This window comes from Blastococcus capsensis (genome assembly GCF_030165005.1).
GTDB classification, from domain to species: Bacteria; Actinomycetota; Actinomycetes; order Mycobacteriales; family Geodermatophilaceae; genus Blastococcus; species Blastococcus capsensis.
This window is the reverse complement of sequence record NZ_JASNNW010000002.1, coordinates 179,558-201,871: the sequence shown is the minus strand read 5'-3', so window position 1 is coordinate 201,871 and position 22,314 is coordinate 179,558. Positions and strand designations below refer to the sequence as shown.

Below are 22,314 nucleotides of genomic sequence, written 5' to 3'. Positions count from 1 at the left end.
CGCTAGGCCCCTCCGTCGACCCGCAGTCCCAGCGCTGCGGCGAGCTGCACCGCCTGCGCGAGGTCGATCCGGGCACCGGCCAGCCGGGCCTCGCGGGGATCGAGCGCGGAGAGGTCGCTACCGCGCAGGTCGGCGCCGGTGAGGTCGGCCTCGTGCAACTCCGCTCCGGAGAGGTCGACGTCGCGCAGGGTCGCCCCGGCGGCGCGCACCCGGGTGAGGTCGGCCTCGCGCAGCCGGGTGCCCCGGAACGCCGCCCGGCCCAGGTCCGCGCCGGGCAGGATCGCGAACGACCAGTCCCCGCCGTCGACGGTGAGCTGGTCGAACGAGCAGCGGTCGAACGTGGCGCCGACGAGCTTGCAGTCGGCGAGGCTCGCGGAGAAGAAGGAGCAGCCGGTGAACGTGCAGTTCACGAAGGCGGTGCCGGTGAACCCGGCGAGGTTGAACCGGCAGTCGTGGAAGCTGCAGCCGGTGAAGACGACGCCGGTGCCGGTGGCCTCGGTCAGGTCCACCCCGCTGAACGCCACGTCGGTGTGCTCCTGACCGGAGAGGTCCTCGCCGTACCAGTCCGCGTCCCGGAGGTAGGTGTCGGGCGCCGGTGCGCCGGGCGCAGCCACCGGCCTCAGCCCTGCTCGAGCCGGCTCGCGATCCGCGCGACGACGCTGACCGGGTCGTAGGTGGGCGAGAACGGTGGCGCGTACGACAGGTCGGTGCCGGCCAGCTCCTCGGCGGTCATCCCCGCCCAGATGGCGGTGGCCAGCACGTCGATGCGCTTGGCGCTGCCCGGCCCGCCGACCACCTGGGCGCCCAGCAGCAGCCCCGAACCGCGCTCGCTGACCAGCTTCACCGCGATCGGATCGGCTCCGGGGTAGTAGCCGGCCCGCGTCGTCGCCTCGATCATCTCCACCCGGGCGTCGAAACCGGCCTGCTCGGCCTGCGTGCTGCACAGCCCGGTCCGCCCGATCTCCAGCTCGCCGACCTTGGTCACCGCCGTGCCCAGCACACCGGGGAAGCGGGCCGCGCGGCCGCCGATCACCGACCCGGCCACCCGCCCCTGCTTGTTCGCGTGGGTGCCCAGCGCGATGTGGATCGGTTCGCCGGTGATCCGGTGGAAGGTCTCCGCGCAGTCGCCGGCGGCGAACACCTCGGGGTGCGACCGGCTGCGCTGGTTCCGGGTGACGTCGATCGCCCCGGTGACGCCGGTCTGCAACCCGGCCTCCCGGGCCAGCGACACCTCCGGGCCCATGCCCAGCCCGAGGACGACGAGGTCGCACGCGTAGCTGCCGGCGTCGGTGCGCACCGCCCGGACCACGCCGTCGGCATCGGTCTCGATCGCACGCACCGGCTGCTCGGGCTGCACGTCGATGCCCATGTCCCCCATGGCCTTGCAGACCCGCTCGCCCATGTCGGCGTCCAGTTGCCCCATGGGCAACGGGTCCGCGAGGACCACGGTCACCGACAGCCCTCGGGTCTGCAGCACCTCGGCCATCTCCAGCCCGATGTAACCGCCGCCGAGGACGACGGCGCGCCGCGCGCCCGCGGCGATCGCGGAACGGATATCCGCGCCGTCGGCCAGCCGGTGGACCCCGTGCACGCCGACCGCATCCAGGCCCGGGATCGGTGGCCGGAGCGGCCTGCCGCCGGTGGCCACCACGAGGGTGTCGTAGCCCAGCCGGCGTCCGTCGCCGGTGCGCACCTCCCCTGCATCGAGGTCGATCTCCTCGGCCCGGGTGTGCGTGTGGACGGTGATGTCCTCGGCCTCGAACTGGCGCGGGGTGCGCGCCAGCAGGCTGTCCCGGTCGCTGACCAGGTCCCCGATCCAGTACGGGATGCCGCAGGCGGAGTAGGAGATCTCCGGGCCCTGCTCGAGCACGACGATCTCCAGCTCGGAGGCACCGCGCAGCCGGCGGGCCTGGGCGGCCGCCGAGAGTCCGGCGGCGTCACCACCGACGACGACCAACTGCTCCCTGCTCATCTCCCCAGCGTGGCAGCCCGGGCGGCGGAGCGGAACACCGTGCCCGGGTTGAGCAGCCCGGCCGGGTCGAGCGCGGACTTGATCGAGCGGTGCACGTCCAGCGCCACCGGTCCGATCTCCCGCTCCAGCCAGTCCACCTTGAGCACCCCCACCCCGTGCTCGCCGGTGATGGTGCCCCCGAGGGCCAGCCCGAGCTCCAGGATGTCGTCGAAGGCGGCGAAGGCACGGACCCGCTGGTCGTCGTCGGTCGGGTCGAAGCAGATGGTGGGGTGCATGTTGCCGTCGCCGGCGTGCCCGACGACGCCGATGGTGAGTGCACGGGCCGCAGCGATGGCGTCGCAGCCGTCGAGGAACTGCGCGATGCGGGAACGGGGCACGGCGACGTCGTCGATCAGCGTGCTGCCCAGCTGCTCCAGCGCCGGCAGCGCCATCCGGCGGGCGGCGAGCAGCAGGTCCCCGTCGGCCGGGTCGTCGGTGGAGTGGACGAACTCCGCACCGGCCTCCCGGCACAGCTCCTCCAGCGCCGCGACCTCCCGGGCAGCCGCCTCTCCCCCGGCGTCGGACTGCGCGACCAGCAGGGCCCGCGCCTCCCGGTCCAGGTCGGCCTTGAGCAGGTCGTCGACCGCGCGGATGCAGGTGTTGTCCATGACTTCCAGCAGGCTCGGCACGAGCCCGGTGGTCACCACCCGTTCGACGACCTGGCCGGTCTGCGCGGTCGTCGCGAACGTGGCGGCCAGCGTCACCGGCTTCTTCGGCGCCGGCCGCAGGGCGAGGGTCGCCTCGGTGATGATGCCCAGCGTCCCCTCCGAGCCGACGAACAGCCGGGCCAGGTCGTAGCCCGCCACGCCCTTGACCGTGCGGCGCCCGGTGCGCAGCACCCGGCCGTCGGCCAGCACCACCTCCAGGCCCAGGACGTAGTCGGTGGTCACCCCGTACTTGACGCAGCACAGGCCGCCGGAGTTGGTGGAGAGGTTGCCGCCGATCGTGCACCAGTCGTAGCTGGAGGGGTCCGGTGGGTAGAACAGCCCCGCACCGGCGACGGCGTCCCGCAGCTGCTTGTTCACCACCCCGGGCTGGACGACGGCCAGCCGGTCGGCCGGGGAGATCTCCAGGACGGCGTCCATCCGGGTCATGACCACGGTGATCCCGCCGTCGACGGCGTTGCTGGCCCCGGCCAGCCCCGAGCCGGCGCCGCGCGGCACCACCGGGAGCCCGTGCCGGGCCGCGACCCGCAGCACGGCGACGACGTCGTCGGTGTACCGGGGGAAGACCACGGCGGCGGGCGTGCCGGCGGGCGCCAGCATCGCCTGGTCGCGGGCATAGCCGACCGTGACGTCCGGGTCGGTGAGGACGGAGTCAGCGCCCAGTGCGTCGGTCAGCTCGGCGAGCCACGTCGCCGTCGTCGTGGTCACCGTCACACCGTACGACCCCGCCGCGGCCACGATCAGGGACCCTGACCGTGGAGCGTCCTCCCTCATGTCCCACGGTGAGGGAGGACGCTCGACGATCAGGTGCGTCTGATCATCGCTGCGGTCACGCCAGGCCGAGGTCGGCGAGGGTGAAGGCGGCCCGGTACTCGAATCCGGCCTCTTCCACCGCCGGACGGCCACCACGGTCGACGATCACCGCGACCGCCACCACCTCGGCACCGGCCTCCTGCAGCGCCTGCGCGGCGGTGAGCGGGCTGCCGCCGGTCGTGGAGACGTCCTCGACGACCAGGACGGCGCGGCCGGCGACGTCCGGACCCTCGATCCGCCGCTGCAGGCCGTGCGCCTTGTCCGCCTTGCGGACCACGCAGGCGTCGAGAAACCCCTCGCCCGCGGCGGCCGCGTGCAGCATGGCCGTGGCCACCGGGTCGGCGCCCAGGGTGAGCCCCCCGACGACGTCGTAGCGCAGGTCGCCGGTGAGCTGGCGCATCACCCGGCCCACCAGCGGCGCGCCCTCGTGGTGGAGCGTCAGCCGGCGCAGGTCGATGTACCAGTCGGCCTCCCGCCCGGAGGAGAGCGTGACCTTCCCGTGCACCACGGCCAGGTCGAGGACCAGCTGGAGCAGCCGGTCACGGTCGGGCAGGGAGGCCCCGTCCCAGGGGCCCGCCCCGAGGGACGAGGAGTGGGGGGGGACCGGGTCCTTTTCCATGCGCCCGACCCTAGATCCGACCCAGGGCCGCCGTCGGACGGGTGTCCGGCGGCGGCCCTGCGTAGCGACGTCCGGTCCCCTCACCCGCGAGAGGTGAGGAGGACAGGATCCTTGCTCAGGCGGCGGGGGCGAGCACCTGGTCGATGATGTAGACGGTGGCGTTGGCGGTCTGCACGTTCCCGCAGATCACCGAGGCCTCCATCTGACCCAGGACGGTCGCGTCGGCGCCGATGCTGAAGTCCTCGCCGGAGCCCTCGATGGTCACCTCGTCGTTGTTCAGCGTGGTGTGCGTGCCGGCCAGCTCGTCCGGGGCCAGGCGGCCGGGGATGACGTGGTGGGTGAGCACCGCGGTGAGCTGCGGGGTGTCGGCCAGCAGGGCGTTGAGCGCGTCGGCCGGCACCGCCTCGAACGCCGGGTTGGCCGGGGCCAGCACGGTGATGTCCTCGGTGGTGTTGAGGGTGTCGACCAGGCCGGCGGCCTGGACGGCCGTGACCAGCGTCGACAGCGCCGGGTTGTTGCTGGCGGCGGTGGCGACGGGGTCGGCGCTCATCCCCTCGAAGCTGCCGGCGCCCTCGGTCGGGACGGCCGCGCAGCCCTCGCCGAACGGCTCGTCGGACACCGGCACGGCCGAGCTCTCGGGCGCTGCGGACGTGCTGCTGGTGCCGGTGCTCGTCTCCGAGGCGGCGGGGGCCTCGGCGGCGTCGTCCGAGCCGCAGGCGCTGAGCGTGATGGCCAGCGTGGAGACGGCGGTGAGGAGGACGCCGCGGGTGAGGGTGCGCTTCATGATCGGTGTGCTCCTGTCAAGTCCTGCGCGACGACGGTGTCGCGTTCGGTCGGGGTGGTGCGCCGGCCGCGGGAGCGGCCGGTGGGTGCGTCGTCGGCAGCTGCCGGGACGGGTCTGGGGGGCCCGGTACCGCGACCGGGCGATGGCGTCACCGGGCGACCACCTGGACGGTGTGCCAGCCGGTGGCGCCGCTGGGGAAGGGGCGGGCCCGCTCCTCGGTCTGGGTCCGGCCCTCGCCGTCGGTGGCGCGGACGGTGACCGCGTGCCGACCGGGCGTGAAGTCGTAGGGCAGCACCCACTGCCGCCACAGGTCGGCGTCCACCTGCGTCGAGAGCTCGGCGTCGACCCAGTCGGCGTCGTCGACCCGAACCTCGACGCGGGCGATGCCGCGGGTCTGCGCCCACGCGACCCCGGCGATGGGCCGCCGGCCCGCGGGGAACGCCCGCAGCGGGGCAGGGGTGTCGACGCGGGAGAAGACCTTGATCGGCGCCTCGGCGGCCCAGTCGCGCTCGACCCAGTAGGGATCGAACGCCTCGAACGTGGTGGCCTCGATGCCGGTGATCCACTTGCAGGCCGAGACGTACCCGTAGAGCCCGGGGATGAGCATCCGCACCGGGAACCCGTGCTCCACGGGCAGCGGCTCGCCGTTCATCCCGAGGGCGAGCATGGCGTCCTGGACCTCGAGCGCGGAGCGCGTCGGCGCACCGATCGTCATGCCGTCCTTCGACCGGCACACCAGCTGGGTGCTGCCGGCGCGCACGCCGTTCTCGCGGAGGAGGGCGCCCAGGGGCACGCCCAGCCAGCGGGCGGTGCCGGCGAGGCGGCCGCCGACCTCGTTGGAGACGCAGCTGAGCGTGATGTCCCGCTCGACCAGGTCGTCCCGGCCGAAGAGGTCGGCCAGCGTGTAGGACCGCGGGGAGTCGAACATGCCGGTGAGCGCCAGCCGGTAGTCCGTCGGGCGGATCTGCGGGACGGTGATCGCGGTGTCGACCCGGTAGAACTCGCGGTTGGGTGTGAACAGCGGCGTCAGACCCTCGACCTCGCCGGAGAGGTCGGCGCCGGCGGGCAGCACCGGTGCCGGTGACGCCGGCCGGGGCAGCACCAGGTCCTGCCGGTCGCCGGCGACGTCGAAGCGCTGCTGGAGCAGCCGGCCTCCGCCACCGGCCACTGCGGCCACGCCGACGGCTGCGCCGCTGGTGAGGAAGAAGCGCCGGCGGTCCATACCGGCGCCCTTGCGGTCACCGGCTGCGAGCGCGTCGCGCAACCGCGTGGCGGCGCCCTCGCCGGACGGCGTGGCCGGCCGGGCGGCCGGCGCAGCCGCCGGGGCCGGGGGCGTCGTCTGCAGCGGGGCGAGGAGCGCGAGCAGGGCGACGATGCCGGCGAACACACCGACCAGCGACGGCAGGCCGTCGACGATCCCGCCCGTCGGTCGGGTCACCGCCGCGAGCACGCCCACGACGCCGAACAGGGCGATGCCCGCCGCACCAAGACGGCGGCTGCGCAGCCCGACCAGCCCGATGACCAGGGCATAGAGGGCGATGACGACCAGCATGCCGACGACGAGTGCGATCTTGTCGTCCTCGCCGAAGGTGCTGATGGCGAAGCTCTTGACCGCCTCGGGGGTGAGCGTGATGGCCGAGTCGCCGACCGCGACCACCGGCGAGGAGGACGGGCCGATGGTGGCGGCCACCAGCTCGCCCACGCCGAGGGCGACCGCGGCCGCGAGCAGACCGGCAAGTGCGGCCAGCGGGCGGCGGCCCCGGCGCCCGGCCGTCGCCGGCGCCCCGGAGGTGGGCCGCGAGCCCTGCACGGTCATCGTCACGGTGGGTGTTCGCGACCGGGGCCCGATCCGGATTCATCCCGGACGGAACTTCCTGCGCACCGCCCGGACGGCGGTGCAGCGGGGGGACGAGCCACGTCTGCCAGGCTGGGCGGGTGCCGTCCTCCCCCTTCCCCACCGACGCCGGCGAAGGCGCGACTCCGCAGCCACCCCCGTCGGTGCGGGTCGCCGTCGCCCTGCTGGGAACCCTCGCCGCGCTGTTGCTGCTCTACGTGGCGATCACGTGGCTGGGCCGGGACGGCCTGACCGAGGCGCTGACCGAGTCGGGGCTGTCCCGGGCGGAGGCCGAGCAGTTCCTGCTCGTCAACTCGACCGCGCCGCTCGTCCTCGGCCTGCTCTACGCCGTCTCGGCCTGGGGGTTGTCCTCCCACCGCTCGTGGGCCCGCTGGACCGGGGTGGCCGGGAGCGTCGTGCTGGCGCTGCTGGTGATCTCCACGATGCTGACCGCCGGAGGCGTCACGGTCATCTCGCTGCTGCTGCTGGTGCTGTCGGTCGCGGCCGCGGCCAGTCTGCTGGCCGGCACCACGCGGGACTGGCTGGCCGCGGCGAGCGGCGGCTGAGCCCCGCCCGGAGGCCCGGGCGGGACCCGGGTCAGCCCTGGCCGGTGGCCCGCTGCCACTTGCGGAAGCGGTACCAGTCGTTGGAGGGCTTCAGTGCCAGGAGCACGACGCCGACCGCGGTGAGCGCGATCTGGAACCAGGTCAGGGCCGTGACGAACGGCAGCGGACCGCTGGAGGTGCCCGCGAACGGGGTGGCCAGGAGAGCGAGCCCGCCGAGCACCCACAGGACGATCCGGGCCCAGTTGCGGCCCTTCCAGGCGAACCAGATGAAGAGCAGCTGCAGGAGCAGGACCAGGACGCTGAACGCCACGCCCAACTGGAGGGTGAGCTCGGCGAAGGCCTCCGCGTCGATCCCCTCGAGCTCCGACTCGCCGAGCTGCGCACCGGCCTCGGACAGCGTCCAGTCGCGGAACTGCTCCCAGTTGAGCACCAGCGCGAGCGTGCCCACGGCGCTGAGCACCAGCGAGGCCAGGAAGGCACCGATGCCGGCGCGGACGGTGACCGGCCGCTCCATGGGCGCCGGGGCGTCGGGCCCCCAGCCGCTGGGCGCGCTCGGCGCCGGCGCGTAGCCGTAGGGCGGCTGGCCCGGCTGGGGCTGGCCGTAGGGCGGCTGGCCCGGCTGGGGCTGGCCGTAGGGCGGCTGGCCCGGCTGGGACTGCCCGTACTGCGGCTGCCCGTACTGGGGCTGCCCCTGCGGCGGCTGCCCCTGCGGCGGCTGCCCGTACTGCGGCTGCCCGTACGGCGGCTGACCGTACTGCGGCTGCCCGTACGGCGGCTGCCCGTACTGGGGCTGCCCCTGCGCGGACGACGCCGGTGGCCGGTCCGGATGCTGTCCGCCCTGTCCGTCCGGCTGCCCCTGCTGGCCGTGCTGGTCGTCCTGACCCGCCGTCATCACGCCTCCGCTCGTCGCTCCCCGTCGCCGCGATCATGACCGACGGCACCGACGGGAACCAGCACGGCACGCGGCGCCACCCGATCAGGCGGGACGCCCACCGGACCCGGCGGGCGTCCACGGCCTCAGCCGCGGGTGACGCTCAGCCCCGCGTCGCCCTCGCCGGCGACGGCGGCCGTCCAGTCGACGAGCACCTCGTCGCCGTCCCGGATCTCGCCGGAGAGCAGCGCCTTCGCCAGCTGGTCCCCGATCGCCGACTGCACCAGCCGGCGCAGCGGCCGGGCGCCGTAGACCGGGTCGAACCCGTTCAGGGCCAGCCACTCCTTCGCGGCGTCGGTCACCGTCAGCGAGAGCCGCCGGGCGGCCAGCCGGCGGGCCAGCACGCCGACCTGGATGTCGACGATCCCGGTCAGCTCGTCGCTGCCCAGCGCCCGGAAGACCACGACGTCGTCCAGCCGGTTGAGGAACTCCGGCTTGAAGTGCGTCCGGACGACCTCCAGGACGGCGTCGCGCCGCCGCTGCTCCGGCACCGACTGGTCGGCGATGATCTGCGAGCCCAGGTTCGACGTCAGGATGAGGATGGTGTTCCGGAAGTCCACCGTCCGCCCCTGGCCGTCGGTCAGCCGGCCGTCGTCGAGCACCTGGAGCAGGACGTCGAAGACGTCGGGGTGCGCCTTCTCCACCTCGTCGAGCAGCACGACCGTGTACGGGCGCCGCCGGACCGCCTCGGTGAGCTGGCCGCCGGCCTCGTAGCCGACGTAGCCCGGAGGAGCACCGACCAGCCGGGCCACCGAGTGCTTCTCGGAGTACTCGCTCATGTCGATACGCACCATGGCGCGCTCGTCGTCGAACAGGAACTCCGCCAGCGCCTTGGCCAGCTCCGTCTTGCCGACACCCGTGGGCCCGAGGAACAGGAAGGAGCCGGTCGGACGGTCGGGGTCGGCCACGCCGGAGCGCGCACGACGCACGGCATCCGAAACAGCTCGGACCGCATCCGGTTGCCCGACGACCCGTGCGCCGAGACCGTCCTCCATCCGCAGCAGCTTCTGCGTCTCGCCCTCGAGGAGCCGGCCGGCCGGGATGCCGGTCCAGGCCTGGACGACCTCGGCGATGTCGTCGGGGCCGACCTCCTCCTTGAGCATGGAGTCGCCGGTCTCGACCGAGGACTCGGCCTCGGCGAGCGCCTTCTCCAGCTGCGGCAGCCGGCCGTAGCGGAGCTCGGCGGCCTGGGCGAGCCGGCCGTCCCGCTCGGCCCGCTCGGCCTCCAGGCGCGCCCGCTCCAGCTCCTCCTTGATCTGCTGGATGCGGACGATGGCACTCTTGTCCTGCTGCCACCGGGCCGTCAGCTCGTCGAGGGTTTCGCGCTTCTCGGCCAGGTTCTTCTGGACAGCCACCAGTCGCTCTTCGGACGACGGGTCGTCCTCCTTGGCCAGCGCCATCTCCTCGATCTCGAGCCGGCGCACCGCCCGCTCCACCTCGTCCACCTCGACCGGCCGGCTGTCGATCTCCATGCGGAGCCGGCTGGCGGCCTCGTCGACCAGGTCGATCGCCTTGTCCGGCAGGAACCGGGACGTGACGTACCGGTCGGACAACGTCGCGGCCGCCACGATCGCGGTGTCGGTGATCCGGACACCGTGGTGCACCTCGTAGCGCTCCTTGAGCCCGCGCAGGATGCCGATCGTGTCCTCGACCGAGGGCTCCCCCACGAAGACCTGCTGGAAGCGGCGCTCCAGCGCCGCGTCCTTCTCGATGTGCTCGCGGTACTCGTCCAGCGTGGTCGCGCCGACCATCCGCAGCTCGCCGCGGGCGAGCATCGGCTTGATCATGTTCCCGGCGTCCATCGCGGAGTCGCCGGTGGCGCCGGCACCGACGATGGTGTGCAGCTCGTCGATGAAGGTGACGACCTGCCCCTCGGCCTCGGTGATCTCCTGGAGGACGGCCTTCAGCCGTTCCTCGAACTCACCGCGGTACTTGGCCCCGGCCACCATCGCGCCGAGGTCGAGCGCCATGAGGCGCTTGCCCTTGAGGCTCTCCGGGACGTCGCCGGCGACGATGCGCTGGGCCAGGCCCTCGACGATCGCCGTCTTGCCGACGCCGGGCTCACCGATGAGGACGGGGTTGTTCTTGGTGCGCCGGGAGAGCACCTGCACCACCCGGCGGATCTCGGTGTCCCGGCCGATGACCGGGTCGATCTTGCCGTCGCGGGCGCGCTCGGTGAGGTCGACGGCGTACTTCTCCAGCGCCTGGAAGGTGCCCTCGGGGTCCGCCGTCGTCACCTTGCGGTTGCCGCGCACGGTGCGGAAGGCGGCGAGCAGCGCGTCACGGGTGGCCCCGGCGCTGGTCAGGACGGCGCCGGCCTCGCCCTCGGATCCGGCGAGGCCCACCAGCAGGTGCTCGGTGGAGACGTACTCGTCCCCGAGGGCGCCGGCCTGCTCGCCGGCGGCGTTGATCACCCGGAGGAACTCCCGGGACGGGGAGGGCGCCGACACGGTGGCGCCGCTGACGCTGGGCAGGCGGCGCAGCGCGGCGTCGGCCTTGCTCCGGACGTCCACCGGGTCGGCCCCGACCGCGGTCAGCAACGGACCGGCGATGCCGTCGGTCTGCTCCAGCAGGGCGGCGAGCAGGTGCAGCGGCTCCAGCGCCGCCTGACCCCGACCGACGGCGAGGCGCTGGGCGCCGGCGACGGCCTCCTGCGAACGGGTCGTGAGCTTGCTCTCCATGCTCGGGTGCACGTCCTTTCGTCTCCGTGGTCTCCGGCGCCCTCCGTGGAGGGGCGCGATCTGCCGGCTGCAACGACCCACGGGTTGAGTCTGTTCCGCTCAACTCTGCCACGACCGTGGCCGGCAGCACAGCAGGTGGCGAGGGCGAGCCACCTGACCCGACCGGACGAGAAGGGACCGCGGTGTCCCGGCGTCACAGCAACATCGGCCTAGACTGTCGCCATGACCGCCCTGCCGGCGCCGAGCGTGGCGCTCGACGACCAGCTGTGCTTCGCCCTGTACGCCGCGTCGCGTGCGGTGACCGCGCGGTACCGGCCCATGCTCGACGCCATCGGCCTGACCTACCCGCAGTACCTGGTGATGCTCCTGCTCTGGGAGTCGGACGACCAGACGGTGGGCCAGCTCGGCTCGCGGCTCGCTCTGGACAGCGGCACCCTCTCCCCGTTGCTCAAGCGGTTGACCAACGCCGGCCTGGTGACCCGGAACCGGCGGGTCGAGGACGAGCGCTCGGTGTCCATCGCGCTCACCGACGCGGGGCGCGCCCTGCAGGACAAGGCCACCGCCATCTCCGAGGAGATGATCGGGGCCATCGGCTTCGACACCCGCGAGTTCGACGACCTCAAGAGCCGGCTGCGGACGCTCACCGACCGGGTCAACGGCCCCGCCGAGGCCGGGGACCGGCCGGCCGCCGGACGGTAGGGCACAACCTTCTCCGGGTAGGGGGCGCTCACGGCGCCGCCCGAGCCAGAGGCGGCCACGGCCCGGAAGGGGCAGCATGCCCACTCGTACCGCTCGTACCGCCTGGAACGGCACCCTGCAGGAGGGCTCCGGCCAGGTCGAGCTCAGTAGCTCCAAGGTCGGCACCTACGAGGTGTCCTTCCCCAAGCGCGCCGCTGAGGAGGCCGGAGGGACGACCAGCCCCGAAGAGCTCATCGCCGCCGCCCACTCGGCGTGCTTCGCGATGGCCCTCTCGAACGAGATCGGCAAGGCCGGCGGCACGCCGCAGTCGCTGGAGGTCTCCGCCGACGTCACGCTCGGCCAGCAGGACGGCGCCCCGGCGATCACCGGGATCGCGCTGACGGTCCGCGGCGAGGTCGACGGCCTGGATGCCGCGGGCTTCGAGAAGGCGGCACAGGCGGCCAAGACCGGCTGCCCCGTCAGCAAGGCCCTCACGGGTACCGAGATCACCCTTGACGCCGCCCTAGAGCAGTAGAAGGGCCCTCCTGCCCCCCACCGCTCACAGGCTCCCGGCGGGACCCTGCAGGAGCCGCCTCGTCTGATGCGACGGCGGCCCGTATCCCCGGGGAGACGGGTCGCCGTCGTGTTCGCAGCACCGGTCAGCGGACCACCGACTGCTGCAGCGAGTGGCCGACCTCGTCGGTGCGCTCGCCGGCGGCGTCCCGGCCCTCGATGCGATCGGTGTCGATGCGCACGGCGTCCGAGCGCTCGGCCCACTGGCGCTCGTCCCCGGACTCGGTCCGCAACGCGACCTCCCGGATGAAGAGGACCGCGAGGACGGCGACCACCGACACGACGGCGGAGACGAGGAAGATCCGCCCGGTCGCGTCGCCGTAGGACATCCGGATGAGCGCCTCGACGGGCGCCGGCGCGTCGGCCAGGTCGGCCAGCCCGACCGCGCCACCGCCTCCGGCCGCCTGGGCAGCGCCGGGCATGCCGGTCAGGCGGTCCTCGATGAGGTCGCCCACGTGGTTGCTCAGCACCGCCCCCAGCACCGCGACGCCGACGGTGCCGCCGAGGCTGCGGAAGAAGGTCACCGCGGAGCTGGCCGCGCCCAGGTCGGCGGCCGCCACCGTGTTCTGCACGGCGAGCACCAGGTTCTGCATGCTCATGCCGATGCCCGCACCCAGGATGAACAGGTTGGTGCAGAGCAGCACCATGTCCGTCTCGTGGTCGATGGTGGCCAGCAGCCCGAAGCCGGCCATCACCAGCGCCGAGCCGGCCGTGAGGTAAGCCTTCCACCGGCCGAAGCGGGTGATCAGCAGCCCCGAGACCGTCGAGGACAGGACCAGGCCACCCACCATCGGGATGGTCAGCAGCCCGGCCTCCGTGGGCGAGTAGCCGCGCGAGATCTGCAGGTACTGGCCGAGGAAGACGGTGGACCCGAACATCGCTACGCCCACCGCGATGCTGGCGATGATCGCGAGGGTGGTGGTGCGGTCCCGGAAGAGCCGGAGCGGCACGATCGGCTCGACCGCCCGCGACTCGGTGACGAGGAACGCCACGACCGCGAGGACGGCGCCGCCGAGGAAGAGGGCGCTCTGCACCGAGGCCCACGGGAATCCGTGGCCGGCGAGGGTGACCCAGATGAGCAGCGCCGAGACCCCCGCGGCGAGGAACCCCGCCCCCAGGTAGTCGATGGTCACGTCCCGCCGGATCACCGGAAGGTGCAGGGTGCGCTGCAGCAGCACCAGCGCGACGGCGGCGAAGGGCACACCCACGTAGAAGCACCAGCGCCAGCCGAGCCAGCTGGTGTCCACGAGCACCCCGCCGATCAGCGGACCGCCGACCGTCGCCGCAGCGAAGACCGAGCCCATGAGGCCGGCGTACCGCCCGCGTTCGCGCGGGCTGATCATCGCCGCGATCGCGATCTGCACCAGCGCCTGCAGGCCACCCAGGCCCAGGCCCTGCAGCGCCCGCCAGGCGATGAGGGTCTCGACCGACTGCGCCAGCCCGGCCAGCATCGACCCGGCGATGAACACCACGATCGACAGCTGGATCAGCAGCTTCTTGCTGAACAGATCGGCGAGCTTTCCCCAGACGGGCGTGGAGGCCGTCGACGACAGCAGCGTCGCCGTCACCACCCAGGTGTACTGGTTCTGGCTGCCCCGGAGGTCGGTGATGATCGTCGGCAGGGCGTTGGACACGACGGTGGAGGACAGGAACGCCACGAACATCGCCAGCATCAGGCCGGACATGGCCTCCAGAACCTGGCGGTGCGTCATCCTCCCCGGCTGCGCGACGGGCGTCGGCGGTGCGGATGCCTGCACGGGACGCCGGCGCGGTCGCCGTGCGGCGGCGGGAGCAGGCGGAGGGGCCGCGCTCACCGGGGAGCCGCCGGACGACCGGACGGCGAGACGGCGGCGAGCGATCTCAGCAGCTCTCCGCCGGCACCGGGGGCACTGGCCGCCAGGCGGTCACGGGTCGCGGAGCTGAGGGGCATGACGACGTCCTTGTGGCGATCACGTACTTGCAGACCGCAACCATACCCGCGAAAAGTTGCAACGCGCAACGCGCGGCACGTCAGCCTGCAGCGGCGTGAGTCAGCCCTCGGTAGGCGGCACGGCGCCGCCGACCTCGGCCTCGCGCGCCTCACCGATGCGGTTGAGCCGCTCGAGCAGGATCGCCAGCGTCGCCACGTCGTCGGCCGGCCATCCGGCCAGGTCGCTCGCCCACCGGGCGCGGCGGGCCGCGCGGATGCGCGACAGCCGGGCCGAGCCCTCGGCCGAGGGCGTCAGCACCTGCGCGCGCCCGTCGTCGGGGTCGGCGGCGCGGTCGACCAGCCCGAGCTCGACCAGGCTGGCGACCTGCCGGCTGACCGTGCTCTTGTCCAGGCCCAGCCGGAGCACCAGGTCGCTGGCCCGCAAGGGGCCGGTGTCCTCGAGCAGCGCCAGCAGGCCGTACGCAGCGCCGTCGAGATCTGGGTGCAGCTCACGGGCCAGCCGGGCGGATATCGCCCGCGACCTGCGCAGCAGCAGCCCGATCTCCCGCTCGAGCGCGACGAAGGCCGGGTGCGCGTCGGTGCCCGCGTCCGTCACCGGCCACCCCCGGGTCGCCAGACCACCAGCGCCGAGCTCGGTCGGCGGTGCAGCACCAGATCGGCGCGGTAGGCGGCCGGGACGGCGGCCTCCGCCGCCATCCGCCGGTTCTCGGAGTGCTGTAGCTCCTCGAGCAGCTCGTGCACCCGCGCCTGCAGCGCCTCCACCTGGGACTCCAGGTCGATGATCCGCTTGATGCCGGCGAGGTTGACGCCGTCCTCCTGCGAGAGCCGCTGCACCTCGCGCAGCAGCGCGACGTCGCGCGGGCTGTACCGCCGTCCACCGCCCGCCGTCCGGCCCGGGCTCACCAGGCCGAGCCGGTCGTACTGCCGCAGCGTCTGCGCGTGCATGCCGGCCAGCTCGGCCGCCACGGAGATCACGAAGACCGGCGCGTCCTCCGCCACCGCCCGCCCCGCGGCACCGAGGGGCCCTCCTGCTCGCACGTTCACCCCTCATCTCCGCCGCGCACAGCAGCGGTGATCTGCGGACGCGGGTCCTCGTCCATCTCCTCCGCCAGCGTCTCGATCACCTTCCGCTGGCCGGGGGTCAGCCGGACGGGGACGGCGATCTCGACGGTGACCAGCAGGTCACCCGAGCGCCCCTTGCCCGGCACCCCGCGCCCGCGCACCCGCAGGGTGCGCCCGCTCGCGGTACCGGCGGGCACCTTGAGCGAGACGGTGCCGTCCAGCGTGGGCACCGTCAGGGTGGTGCCCAGCGCCGCCTCGACGAAGGTGATCGGCACGGTGAGCGTCAGGTCGTCGCCCTTGCGGCCGAGCAGTGGGTGCTCGGAGACGTGGACGACGACGAACAGGTCGCCGGCCGGGCCGCCGCGCCGTCCGGGCGCGCCCTTGCCGGTCAACCTGATGCGCTGGCCGTCCCTGACCCCGGCCGGGATCCGGACGGTGATCGTGCGGGCCTGCGTCGTGACGCCACTGCCGGTACAGGTGGGGCACGGGTCGTCGACCACCTGGCCGCTGCCGCGGCAGTTGCGGCAAGGCTCGGAGAAGGCGAACGCCCCCTGGCTGCGGCTGGTGACCCCGGCCCCCTGGCACACCGGGCAGGTGTGCGGCGAGGTGCCCGGGCGGGCGCCGCTACCGGCGCACGTCGGGCAGCTGCCCGGGCTCTGCATGCGCAGCGGCACCGTCACCCCGAGGACCGCCTCCTCGAAGGAGAGCGTCGCCTCGGTCTCCACGTCCTGGCCGCGTGCCGGCCCCGAGGCCGCCTGGCTGCGGGCCCGCGCGCCGCCGCCCGCCGCGCCGCCGAACAGACCGCCCAGGATGTCCCCCAGACCGCCGGGCCCGCGGCCGGCCGCTCCACCCCCGGCCGCCCCGAACAGATCGCCGAGGTCGAAGGGCTGACCGCCCGGGCCCGCGCCGGGAAAGCCACCGGGGAACCCGGCCCGGGCGCCGGCCCCACCGGAGCCGAACAGCCGCCGCGCGTCGTCGTACTCGCCGCGCCGCTTGGGATCGGAGAGCACGTCGTAGGCCTCGGAGACCTCCTTGAACCGGGCCTCGGCGGCGGAGTTGCCCGGGTTCTTGTCCGGGTGCAGCTCGGTGGCCAGCTTGCGGTAGGCCTTCTTGATCGCCGCGGCGTCGGCGTCCTGCGGGACGCCGAGCGCGCCGTAGTAGTCCTTCTCGATGAAGTCACGGGTGCTCAACGACACACCTCCGGTGGGGAACCGGACGCCTCCGACGTCTCACCGACACGACAACGCTGCTCCGCAGGGGAACTCGACACCTTCGGTGCGTTCATTGCGCCCCCTCTCGCACTCGGTCCGGTCAGCCGGCGGCCGGGTCGGTGGACTCGGCCGGCGGCTGGGCCGGCGCCGCGGACTCCGGCTCGGTGACGGCCACCATCGCCGTCCGCAGCACCCGGTCTCCCCGCCGATAGCCCTGGCGCAGCACCGTCGTGGCCGTCGGCACCTCCACGTCGGCGGAGGTGTCGTGCATGACGGCCTCGTGCAGCGACGGGTCGAACGGGTCGCCCGCCACGCCGAACGCCGCCACGCCCAGGCCGTCGAGCAGGCCCAGGATCCGGTCGGCGACGAGCTTGAAGGCCCCGGTCAGGTCGCCGTGGTCCCGCGCCCGCTCGATGTCGTCGACGATCGGGAACAGCTGCGTGGCGAACCGCTCGGCCGCCTGGTCGACGACCAGCGACCGGTCGCGGTCGATGCGCCGCCGGTAGTTGGCGTACTCGGCGGTGACCCGCTGCAGGTCCTCGGTGCGCTCGGCCAGCTGGCGGGCGAGGTCGCCCTCTGCGGCGCCGTCCGCGGACGGTTCCGTCGCCGGCTGGTCGGCCACCGGCGTCTCGTGCTCGCTCATCTGCTCCCCTGGGAGTTCGGTACCGGGCCGGACGCCGGCCGGCTGCTCGCCGGCCGGCGTCCGTACTGCACCAGTGATGGGGTCGATCCGCCGCTTGTCACGGATGACGACCCGCGACTGCTCGTCCCCGGCTTGCGTCATGGTCGTCCTCCGCAAGCGTCGGTCGACGTCATCGGCGGTTGTCGTCCTCGTCGACGATCTCGGCGTCCACGACGTCGTCGTCGTTCGTCGTCGCGCCCTGGGTCGCGCCGTCACCGGCCGTCTCCGCGCCGGGCGCGCCACCGGCCGCCTCGGCCTGCTGGGCGTAGAGCGCCCCGCCGACCTCTTGCGACACGCGGGCGACCTTCTCCTGCGCGGACTTGATGGCCTCGATGTCGGAGCCGCCGAGGGCCGAGCGGAGCTCGGTCAGCGCCTCGCCGAGCTCGTCCTTCTTCTCGGCCGGGATCTTGTCCCCGTTCTCGGCCAGGAACTTCTCGGTCTGGTACTGCAGCGACTCGGCGAGGTTGCGGGTCTCGGCCTCGTCGCGGCGGCGCTTGTCCTCCTCGGCGTGCGCCTCGGCGTCCTTCATCATCCGCTCGATGTCGTCCTTCGGGAGGGCCGAGCCGCCGGTGATGGTCATCGACTGCTCCTTGCCCGTCCCGAGGTCCTTGGCGTGGACGTGGACGATGCCGTTGGCGTCGATGTCGAAGGCGACCTCGATCTGCGGGACGCCGCGGGGCGCCGGGGGCAGCCCGGTCAGCTCGAACATGCCGAGCTTCTTGTTGTACATCGCCATCTCGCGCTCGCCCTGGAAGACCTGGATCTGCACGGACGGCTGGTTGTCGTCGGCCGTCGTGAAGATCTCCGAGCGCTTGGTCGGGATCGTGGTGTTGCGCTCGATCAGCTTGGTCATGATCCCGCCCTTGGTCTCGATCCCCAGGGAGAGCGGGGTGACGTCGAGGAGCAGCACGTCCTTGACCTCGCCACGGAGGACACCGGCCTGCAGCGCCGCACCGATGGCGACGACCTCGTCGGGGTTGACGCCCTTGTTGGGCTCCTTGCCGCCGGTGAGCTCCCGGACCAGGTCGGAGACGGCGGGCATGCGGGTCGAGCCACCGACGAGGACGACGTGGTCGATCTGGCCCACCGAGATGCCGGCGTCCCGGATCGCCTGGTTGAACGGCGCGCGGGCGCGGTCGAGCAGGTCCTGGGTCAGCCGCTGGAACTCGGCACGGGTGATCGTGACGTCGAGGTGCAGCGGGCCGTCGGCGCCGGCGGTGATGTAGGGCAGGTTGATGTTGGTCGACTGCGCGCCCGACAGCTCGATCTTGGCCTTCTCGGCGGCCTCGCGGAGGCGCTGCATGGCCAGCTTGTCCTTGGACAGGTCGATGCCGTTGGAGGCGTTGAAGGTCTGCACCAGGTGCTTGACCACGCGCTCGTCCCAGTCGTCACCACCGAGGTGGTTGTCGCCGGCGGTGGCCTTCACCTCGATGACGCCGTCCCCGATCTCGAGCAGGGAGACGTCGAAGGTGCCGCCACCCAGGTCGAAGACGAGGATCGTCTGCTCGGTCTCGCCCTTGTCCAAGCCGTAGGCCAGCGCGGCCGCGGTGGGCTCGTTGACGATGCGGAGGACGTTGAGGCCCGCGATCTCACCGGCCTCCTTGGTGGCCTGGCGCTGCGCGTCCTCGAAGTAGGCGGGGACGGTGATGACGGCGTCGGTGACCGGCTCGCCCAGGTAGGTCTCGGCGTCCCGCTTCAGCTTCTGCAGGACGCGGGCGGAGATCTCCTGCGGCGTGTACCGCTTGCCGTCGATGTCGTCGGAGTTCCAGTTCGTACCCATCTCGCGCTTGACGGAGCGGATGGTGCGGTCGACGTTCGTGACCGCCTGGTTCTTGGCCGACTGGCCGACGAGGACCTCGCCGTTCTTGGCGAACGCGACGACCGAGGGAGTCGTGCGGGAGCCCTCGGAGTTGGCGATGACCGTCGGCTCGCCGCCCTCCAGGACGGTGACGACGGAGTTGGTGGTGCCGAGGTCGATACCGACCGCTCGAGCCATGGAGATGGCCTCTCTTCCGTGTGCTGGGGTGGTACTGGTCCGTGTGGGGAGTCGAGGACCCGCGGGTGCTCGTGCGCCTTGCGCGGGGTGCGCTCAAGTTTCCTGCCCACCCTAACGGCAGTCCGGCCGGTCGTGTTCCCGGGGTGCGCAGGTTGTCCGGCCTCGGCCGACCGGGACCGCCGCGCAGCCACGAGTACCGTCCTGCACCCCGGCCAGAGCGACGACACCGCGGTACCGGCGCGGAGCCCGTCCACAGTTCTTCACCGCCCACCCCCGCCTGCGGTCCGGTTGCCCGACACTCGCGCGGTGCATCCACTGCTGAAGGCCGCGGCCGAACGCCGGCTGGGGTTGTTCACCGCCTCTGACGCCCGTCACGCCGGCTACGGGCACCCGGAGATCCGGCACCTGCTGAGCTCCGGGCAGTGGCAGCGTGTGCGACGGGGCGTGTACATCACGGCCGACGACCTCGGCCGCGCCGACGAGCGCGGACGTCGGCACCAGCTCGAATGCCTCGCGGTGCTCCTGGCCCTGGATCGCCCCACCGCCGTCCTGAGCCACGCGACCGCCGCGCGGCTGTGGGGCTTCCCGCGTGCGCGCTCGACGCCGCCCACGGTGCGGCTGACCGATCCGCAGCACAACCGCACCGGGCGGGGGTTCCGCATGACCCGCGCACCGCTGGACGACGCGGAGATCCGCCGCTCAGGTCCGTTCCGCCTCACGAGCGCGGCGCGGACCCTGGTCGACTGCGCCCGCGAGTGGCCGCTGGAGGACGCGGTGATCGCCATGGATGCGGCCCTCCTGGCTCGCCGGGTGTCACCGGAGCAGCTGCGGGACGCCGTCGCGCGGGTCCTCGACTGGCCGGGTGCTCGCCGTGCGAACCGTGCCCTCCTGCTCGCCGACGGACGGGCGGAGTCACCCCTGGAGACCCGCGGGCGGCTGCGCATCGTGGGTGCCGGGTTGCCCCGGCCCGAGCTGCAGGTGGAGATCCGCAGCAGCGGGCGGCTGGTCGCCGTCGTCGACGCCTGGTTCGACGGCCCCGCGGTGGCCGTGGAGTTCGACGGACAGGTGAAGTACACCGACCCATGGCGGGAGCGAGACCCCGATCGGGTGCTGTGGGAGGAGAAGCGTCGGGAGGACCGATTGCGCGCGCTGGACATCCGCGTGGTGCGGATCGCCGACACCGACCTGGGCGATACGTGGCAGCGCACCGAGGCGGACCTGCGCCGACTGATCGCCGGCCCGGGAACGGCCGCCCGCCGCTTCACCGCCACCCCACGGGTACGAGGCCGGGTCCAGGCGAGCTGAACACCGCCGCACGGAGGTCGGCACCTCGGCACAGCGCGGTACCGACGGCGACGGGGTGGCGTCGGCACGCCGGTGGCGGCGGCCGCGGGTGACGCACCGGGCTCAGCGCACGTCGGCGAGCCGCGCGTAGACGACGACGTTGTCCCGGTAGCTGCCGCTGGCGCGGTCGAAGGAGCCGCCACAGGTGATCAGCCGCAGCGCCGCGTGGTCGGTGTCGCCGTAGACCTCGGTGGTCGGGAAGGCGTCCTTCGGGTACCGCGCGACGCGGTCCACGGCGAAGACCGCCGTGGTGCCGTCCGCGCGCTCGACGAGGATCTCGGCGCCCGGCTGCAGCTCGGCCAGCCGGAAGAAGACCGCCGGTCCGCCGGCCGCCGAGTCCACGTGTCCGGCGATGACCGCCGGGCCCAGCTCGCCGGGGGTCGGGCCGCCGCGGTACCAGCCCGCCACGTCGTAGTCCTCGGGCACCTCCAGGGAACCGTCGGGATTCAGGCCGAGGGACACCAACGGCGGCGTCACCATGCCCACGGAGGGGACGGTCACCGAGACCGGCTCCGCCTCCGGGAGCACCGGACCCACGACGGCCGGCGCGTGCACCGCAGCCCCGGGGGACTCTTCCGGCGGTGCGGAGGGCGACGGCGCAGCAGCGGGCGGCACGGCGGTCGACGGCGTGGACACGGCGGCCGACGACGGCACGGTGGCCATCGACTCCTGGGTGGCCACCCCGAGGACGATCAGCCCGGCTCCGCCGACGGAGAGCGCGGCGATGGCCGCCCTCGCGAGGCGAGGGCGGCCATCAGTGCGTACGTGTCGTCCCATGCGTGGAGGTCAGACGTCCCCGCGGGCGGTACGACGGCGGTAGGCCAGCGCGCCGGCGCCGGCGAGACCGGCCGCACCGAGGGCGAAGAGCGCCTCGTTCTCGATGCCGTCGGTGGCACCGCCACCGGCGTCCACGCCACCGGACGGCATCTGACCCATCTGGTCAGTGGCGCCGCACAGCGCCGGCGCGGTTGCCTCGAGCGGGAGGGCCGGGTCCAGCTCACTGGCCGGCGGCATCGGGCCGTACTCGCCGTTCGGGCTGATCGTGTCGATGCCGTGCTGCACCACGACGACCTCATCGAGGTTGATGTCGCCGTCGATCTGGGAGAGGTCGAACGTGCGCTCGTAGCTGACCTCACCACTCTCGCTGCCGACCGGGAAGCGGTCCACGGCCAGGGCGCTGCTCGGCCCGAAGTCGCCCTCGGTGGTGAGCGAGAGCTGGATGGCGCCGTAGGACGGCTGACCGTCGACGGTGCTCACGATGCCGTCGTCACCCGCGGCGGACATGGGCGGGCAGATGTTCTGGCCCCCGATGTGGATGTGCTGGGCGTGCGGCAGGCCGGGGACGACACCCATGGTGTCGACGTTGACGGTGAGCGTGTTGGCCTCCTCGTCGAGGACGAGTTCTGCGGTACCCGAGGCGCCGCTGTCGTTCAGCGGGTCGAGCTGGACGGTGGCGGACTCGGCCGCGGCGGCGGGGCCGGCCGTGAAGAGTGCGAAAGGAACGGCGAGTGCGGCGGCGGACAGGTATCTCGTGCGCATCGAGTGACATCCTCTTCTCGAGTGCCGAGCTCCGGTCGAGCGTCGGTCCCCCGACGTCTGCCCCGCTCACCGGGGTGCAACTCGGCAGGACGCCGATCTGTCACGTCCGCAATCCACCGGATGACGATCCCGTGACGAGCCACGACTCCGGGATGCTGCAACGTGGAGTGCCCGCCTATCGTCATCGGCCCCGGATCCTCTACCCGGCGTGTCCGACGGTGGAACCGGCGTGTCTCCGAACCCGGAGCCGACCTCGGCCCCGCGGCCCCGCGATCGAGAAATGACAGCGGTGTCACACGGGACCGAGGAGAGACCTCGCCACCGCACACATCCGCAGGTGGGCGCGGCGCACGACCGGACCGGTCGACATCGAGGCACGGCGCCCCTGTTACCCA

20 protein-coding genes are annotated in these 22,314 nt (G+C 73.2%); 4 read left to right on the top strand and 16 right to left on the bottom strand.

The window, feature by feature from the left end:
• Positions 1 to 2: 2 nt before the first annotated feature.
• The 6 genes from QOZ86_RS03330 to QOZ86_RS03305 all read right to left on the bottom strand — a co-directional run bounded on the left by QOZ86_RS03330 (position 3) and on the right by QOZ86_RS03305 (position 6,708).
• Positions 3 to 614 (bottom strand): pentapeptide repeat-containing protein, encoded by a 612-nt coding sequence (locus QOZ86_RS03330; protein WP_284490530.1) that lies wholly within the window; start codon positions 612 to 614, stop codon positions 3 to 5.
• Between the two features lie 5 nt (positions 615 to 619).
• A complete protein-coding gene (locus tag QOZ86_RS03325; RefSeq protein WP_284490529.1) occupies positions 620 to 1,972 on the bottom strand; it encodes an FAD-dependent oxidoreductase in 1,353 nt (450 codons plus the stop codon).
• Entirely contained in the window at positions 1,969 to 3,384 is a 1,416-nt protein-coding gene (locus QOZ86_RS03320; protein WP_284490528.1) for an FAD-binding oxidoreductase, read from the bottom strand. Before QOZ86_RS03320 ends, QOZ86_RS03325 begins: the two co-directional genes overlap by 4 nt.
• Positions 3,385 to 3,505: 121 nt before the next feature.
• A complete protein-coding gene (gene pyrE / locus QOZ86_RS03315; protein ID WP_284490527.1) occupies positions 3,506 to 4,108 on the bottom strand; it encodes an orotate phosphoribosyltransferase in 603 nt (200 codons plus the stop codon).
• 115 nt (positions 4,109 to 4,223) lie between these two features.
• A complete protein-coding gene (locus tag QOZ86_RS03310; protein WP_284490526.1) occupies positions 4,224 to 4,892 on the bottom strand; it encodes a fasciclin domain-containing protein in 669 nt (222 codons plus the stop codon).
• A 148-nt stretch (positions 4,893 to 5,040) separates the two neighbouring features.
• Positions 5,041 to 6,708 (bottom strand): molybdopterin-dependent oxidoreductase, encoded by a 1,668-nt coding sequence (locus QOZ86_RS03305; RefSeq protein ID WP_284490525.1) that lies wholly within the window; start codon positions 6,706 to 6,708, stop codon positions 5,041 to 5,043.
• A 119-nt stretch (positions 6,709 to 6,827) separates the two neighbouring features.
• Between QOZ86_RS03305 and QOZ86_RS03300 the strand changes: the two genes are divergently transcribed.
• A complete protein-coding gene (locus QOZ86_RS03300; protein ID WP_284490524.1) occupies positions 6,828 to 7,292 on the top strand; it encodes a hypothetical protein in 465 nt (154 codons plus the stop codon).
• A 31-nt stretch (positions 7,293 to 7,323) separates the two neighbouring features.
• Here QOZ86_RS03300 and QOZ86_RS03295 read toward each other — a convergent pair whose 3' ends face one another.
• Together QOZ86_RS03295 and clpB are read right to left on the bottom strand one after the other, a co-directional pair.
• The gene (locus QOZ86_RS03295) at positions 7,324 to 8,184 is read right to left on the bottom strand and encodes a hypothetical protein (RefSeq protein ID WP_284490523.1); all 861 of its coding nucleotides are present in this window, start codon (positions 8,182 to 8,184) and stop codon (positions 7,324 to 7,326) included.
• Positions 8,185 to 8,309: 125 nt separating this feature from the next.
• Positions 8,310 to 10,904 (bottom strand): ATP-dependent chaperone ClpB, encoded by a 2,595-nt coding sequence (clpB, locus tag QOZ86_RS03290; RefSeq protein WP_284490522.1) that lies wholly within the window; start codon positions 10,902 to 10,904, stop codon positions 8,310 to 8,312.
• Between the two features lie 222 nt (positions 10,905 to 11,126).
• On the opposite strand from clpB, the gene QOZ86_RS03285 reads away from it, so the two are divergent.
• Both QOZ86_RS03285 and QOZ86_RS03280 read left to right on the top strand, forming a co-directional pair.
• Positions 11,127 to 11,603, top strand: a complete 477-nt coding sequence (locus QOZ86_RS03285; RefSeq protein ID WP_284490521.1) for a MarR family winged helix-turn-helix transcriptional regulator — start codon at positions 11,127 to 11,129, stop codon at positions 11,601 to 11,603.
• A gap of 76 nt (positions 11,604 to 11,679) precedes the next feature.
• The gene (locus tag QOZ86_RS03280; protein ID WP_284490520.1) at positions 11,680 to 12,117 is read left to right on the top strand and encodes an OsmC family protein; all 438 of its coding nucleotides are present in this window, start codon (positions 11,680 to 11,682) and stop codon (positions 12,115 to 12,117) included.
• A 124-nt stretch (positions 12,118 to 12,241) separates the two neighbouring features.
• On the opposite strand, the gene QOZ86_RS03275 is transcribed toward QOZ86_RS03280, so the two are convergent.
• The 6 genes from QOZ86_RS03275 to dnaK all read right to left on the bottom strand — a co-directional run bounded on the left by QOZ86_RS03275 (position 12,242) and on the right by dnaK (position 19,036).
• Entirely contained in the window at positions 12,242 to 13,840 is a 1,599-nt protein-coding gene (locus QOZ86_RS03275; protein ID WP_284490519.1) for an MDR family MFS transporter, read from the bottom strand.
• A gap of 345 nt (positions 13,841 to 14,185) precedes the next feature.
• Positions 14,186 to 14,680, bottom strand: a complete 495-nt coding sequence (locus QOZ86_RS03270) for a MarR family winged helix-turn-helix transcriptional regulator (RefSeq protein WP_284490518.1) — start codon at positions 14,678 to 14,680, stop codon at positions 14,186 to 14,188.
• Entirely contained in the window at positions 14,677 to 15,129 is a 453-nt protein-coding gene (locus QOZ86_RS03265; protein WP_284490517.1) for a heat shock protein transcriptional repressor HspR, read from the bottom strand. Before QOZ86_RS03265 ends, QOZ86_RS03270 begins: the two co-directional genes overlap by 4 nt.
• Positions 15,126 to 16,343 carry a molecular chaperone DnaJ gene (dnaJ, locus tag QOZ86_RS03260; RefSeq protein WP_284490516.1) on the bottom strand — a complete coding sequence of 406 codons (1,218 nt, stop codon included), beginning with the start codon at positions 16,341 to 16,343 and terminating at the stop codon, positions 15,126 to 15,128. Before dnaJ ends, QOZ86_RS03265 begins: the two co-directional genes overlap by 4 nt.
• A 115-nt stretch (positions 16,344 to 16,458) precedes the next feature.
• On the bottom strand, positions 16,459 to 17,142 hold the full coding sequence (gene grpE, locus QOZ86_RS03255; protein WP_284490515.1) for a nucleotide exchange factor GrpE: 684 nt from the start codon (positions 17,140 to 17,142) through the stop codon (positions 16,459 to 16,461).
• A gap of 28 nt (positions 17,143 to 17,170) precedes the next feature.
• Positions 17,171 to 19,036 carry a molecular chaperone DnaK gene (gene dnaK, locus QOZ86_RS03250; protein ID WP_284490514.1) on the bottom strand — a complete coding sequence of 622 codons (1,866 nt, stop codon included), beginning with the start codon at positions 19,034 to 19,036 and terminating at the stop codon, positions 17,171 to 17,173.
• Between the two features lie 306 nt (positions 19,037 to 19,342).
• On the opposite strand from dnaK, the gene QOZ86_RS03245 reads away from it, so the two are divergent.
• Positions 19,343 to 20,341: a type IV toxin-antitoxin system AbiEi family antitoxin domain-containing protein gene (locus QOZ86_RS03245; RefSeq protein ID WP_284490513.1), complete on the top strand. Its 999-nt coding sequence runs from the start codon at positions 19,343 to 19,345 to the stop codon at positions 20,339 to 20,341.
• Positions 20,342 to 20,443: 102 nt separating this feature from the next.
• Here QOZ86_RS03245 and QOZ86_RS03240 read toward each other — a convergent pair whose 3' ends face one another.
• Together QOZ86_RS03240 and QOZ86_RS03235 are read right to left on the bottom strand one after the other, a co-directional pair.
• Positions 20,444 to 21,157, bottom strand: coding sequence for a class F sortase (locus tag QOZ86_RS03240; protein ID WP_284490512.1), 714 nt, complete (start codon positions 21,155 to 21,157; stop codon positions 20,444 to 20,446).
• 9 nt (positions 21,158 to 21,166) lie between these two features.
• A complete protein-coding gene (locus tag QOZ86_RS03235; RefSeq protein ID WP_284490511.1) occupies positions 21,167 to 21,919 on the bottom strand; it encodes a CHRD domain-containing protein in 753 nt (250 codons plus the stop codon).
• Positions 21,920 to 22,314: the final 395 nt, after the last annotated feature.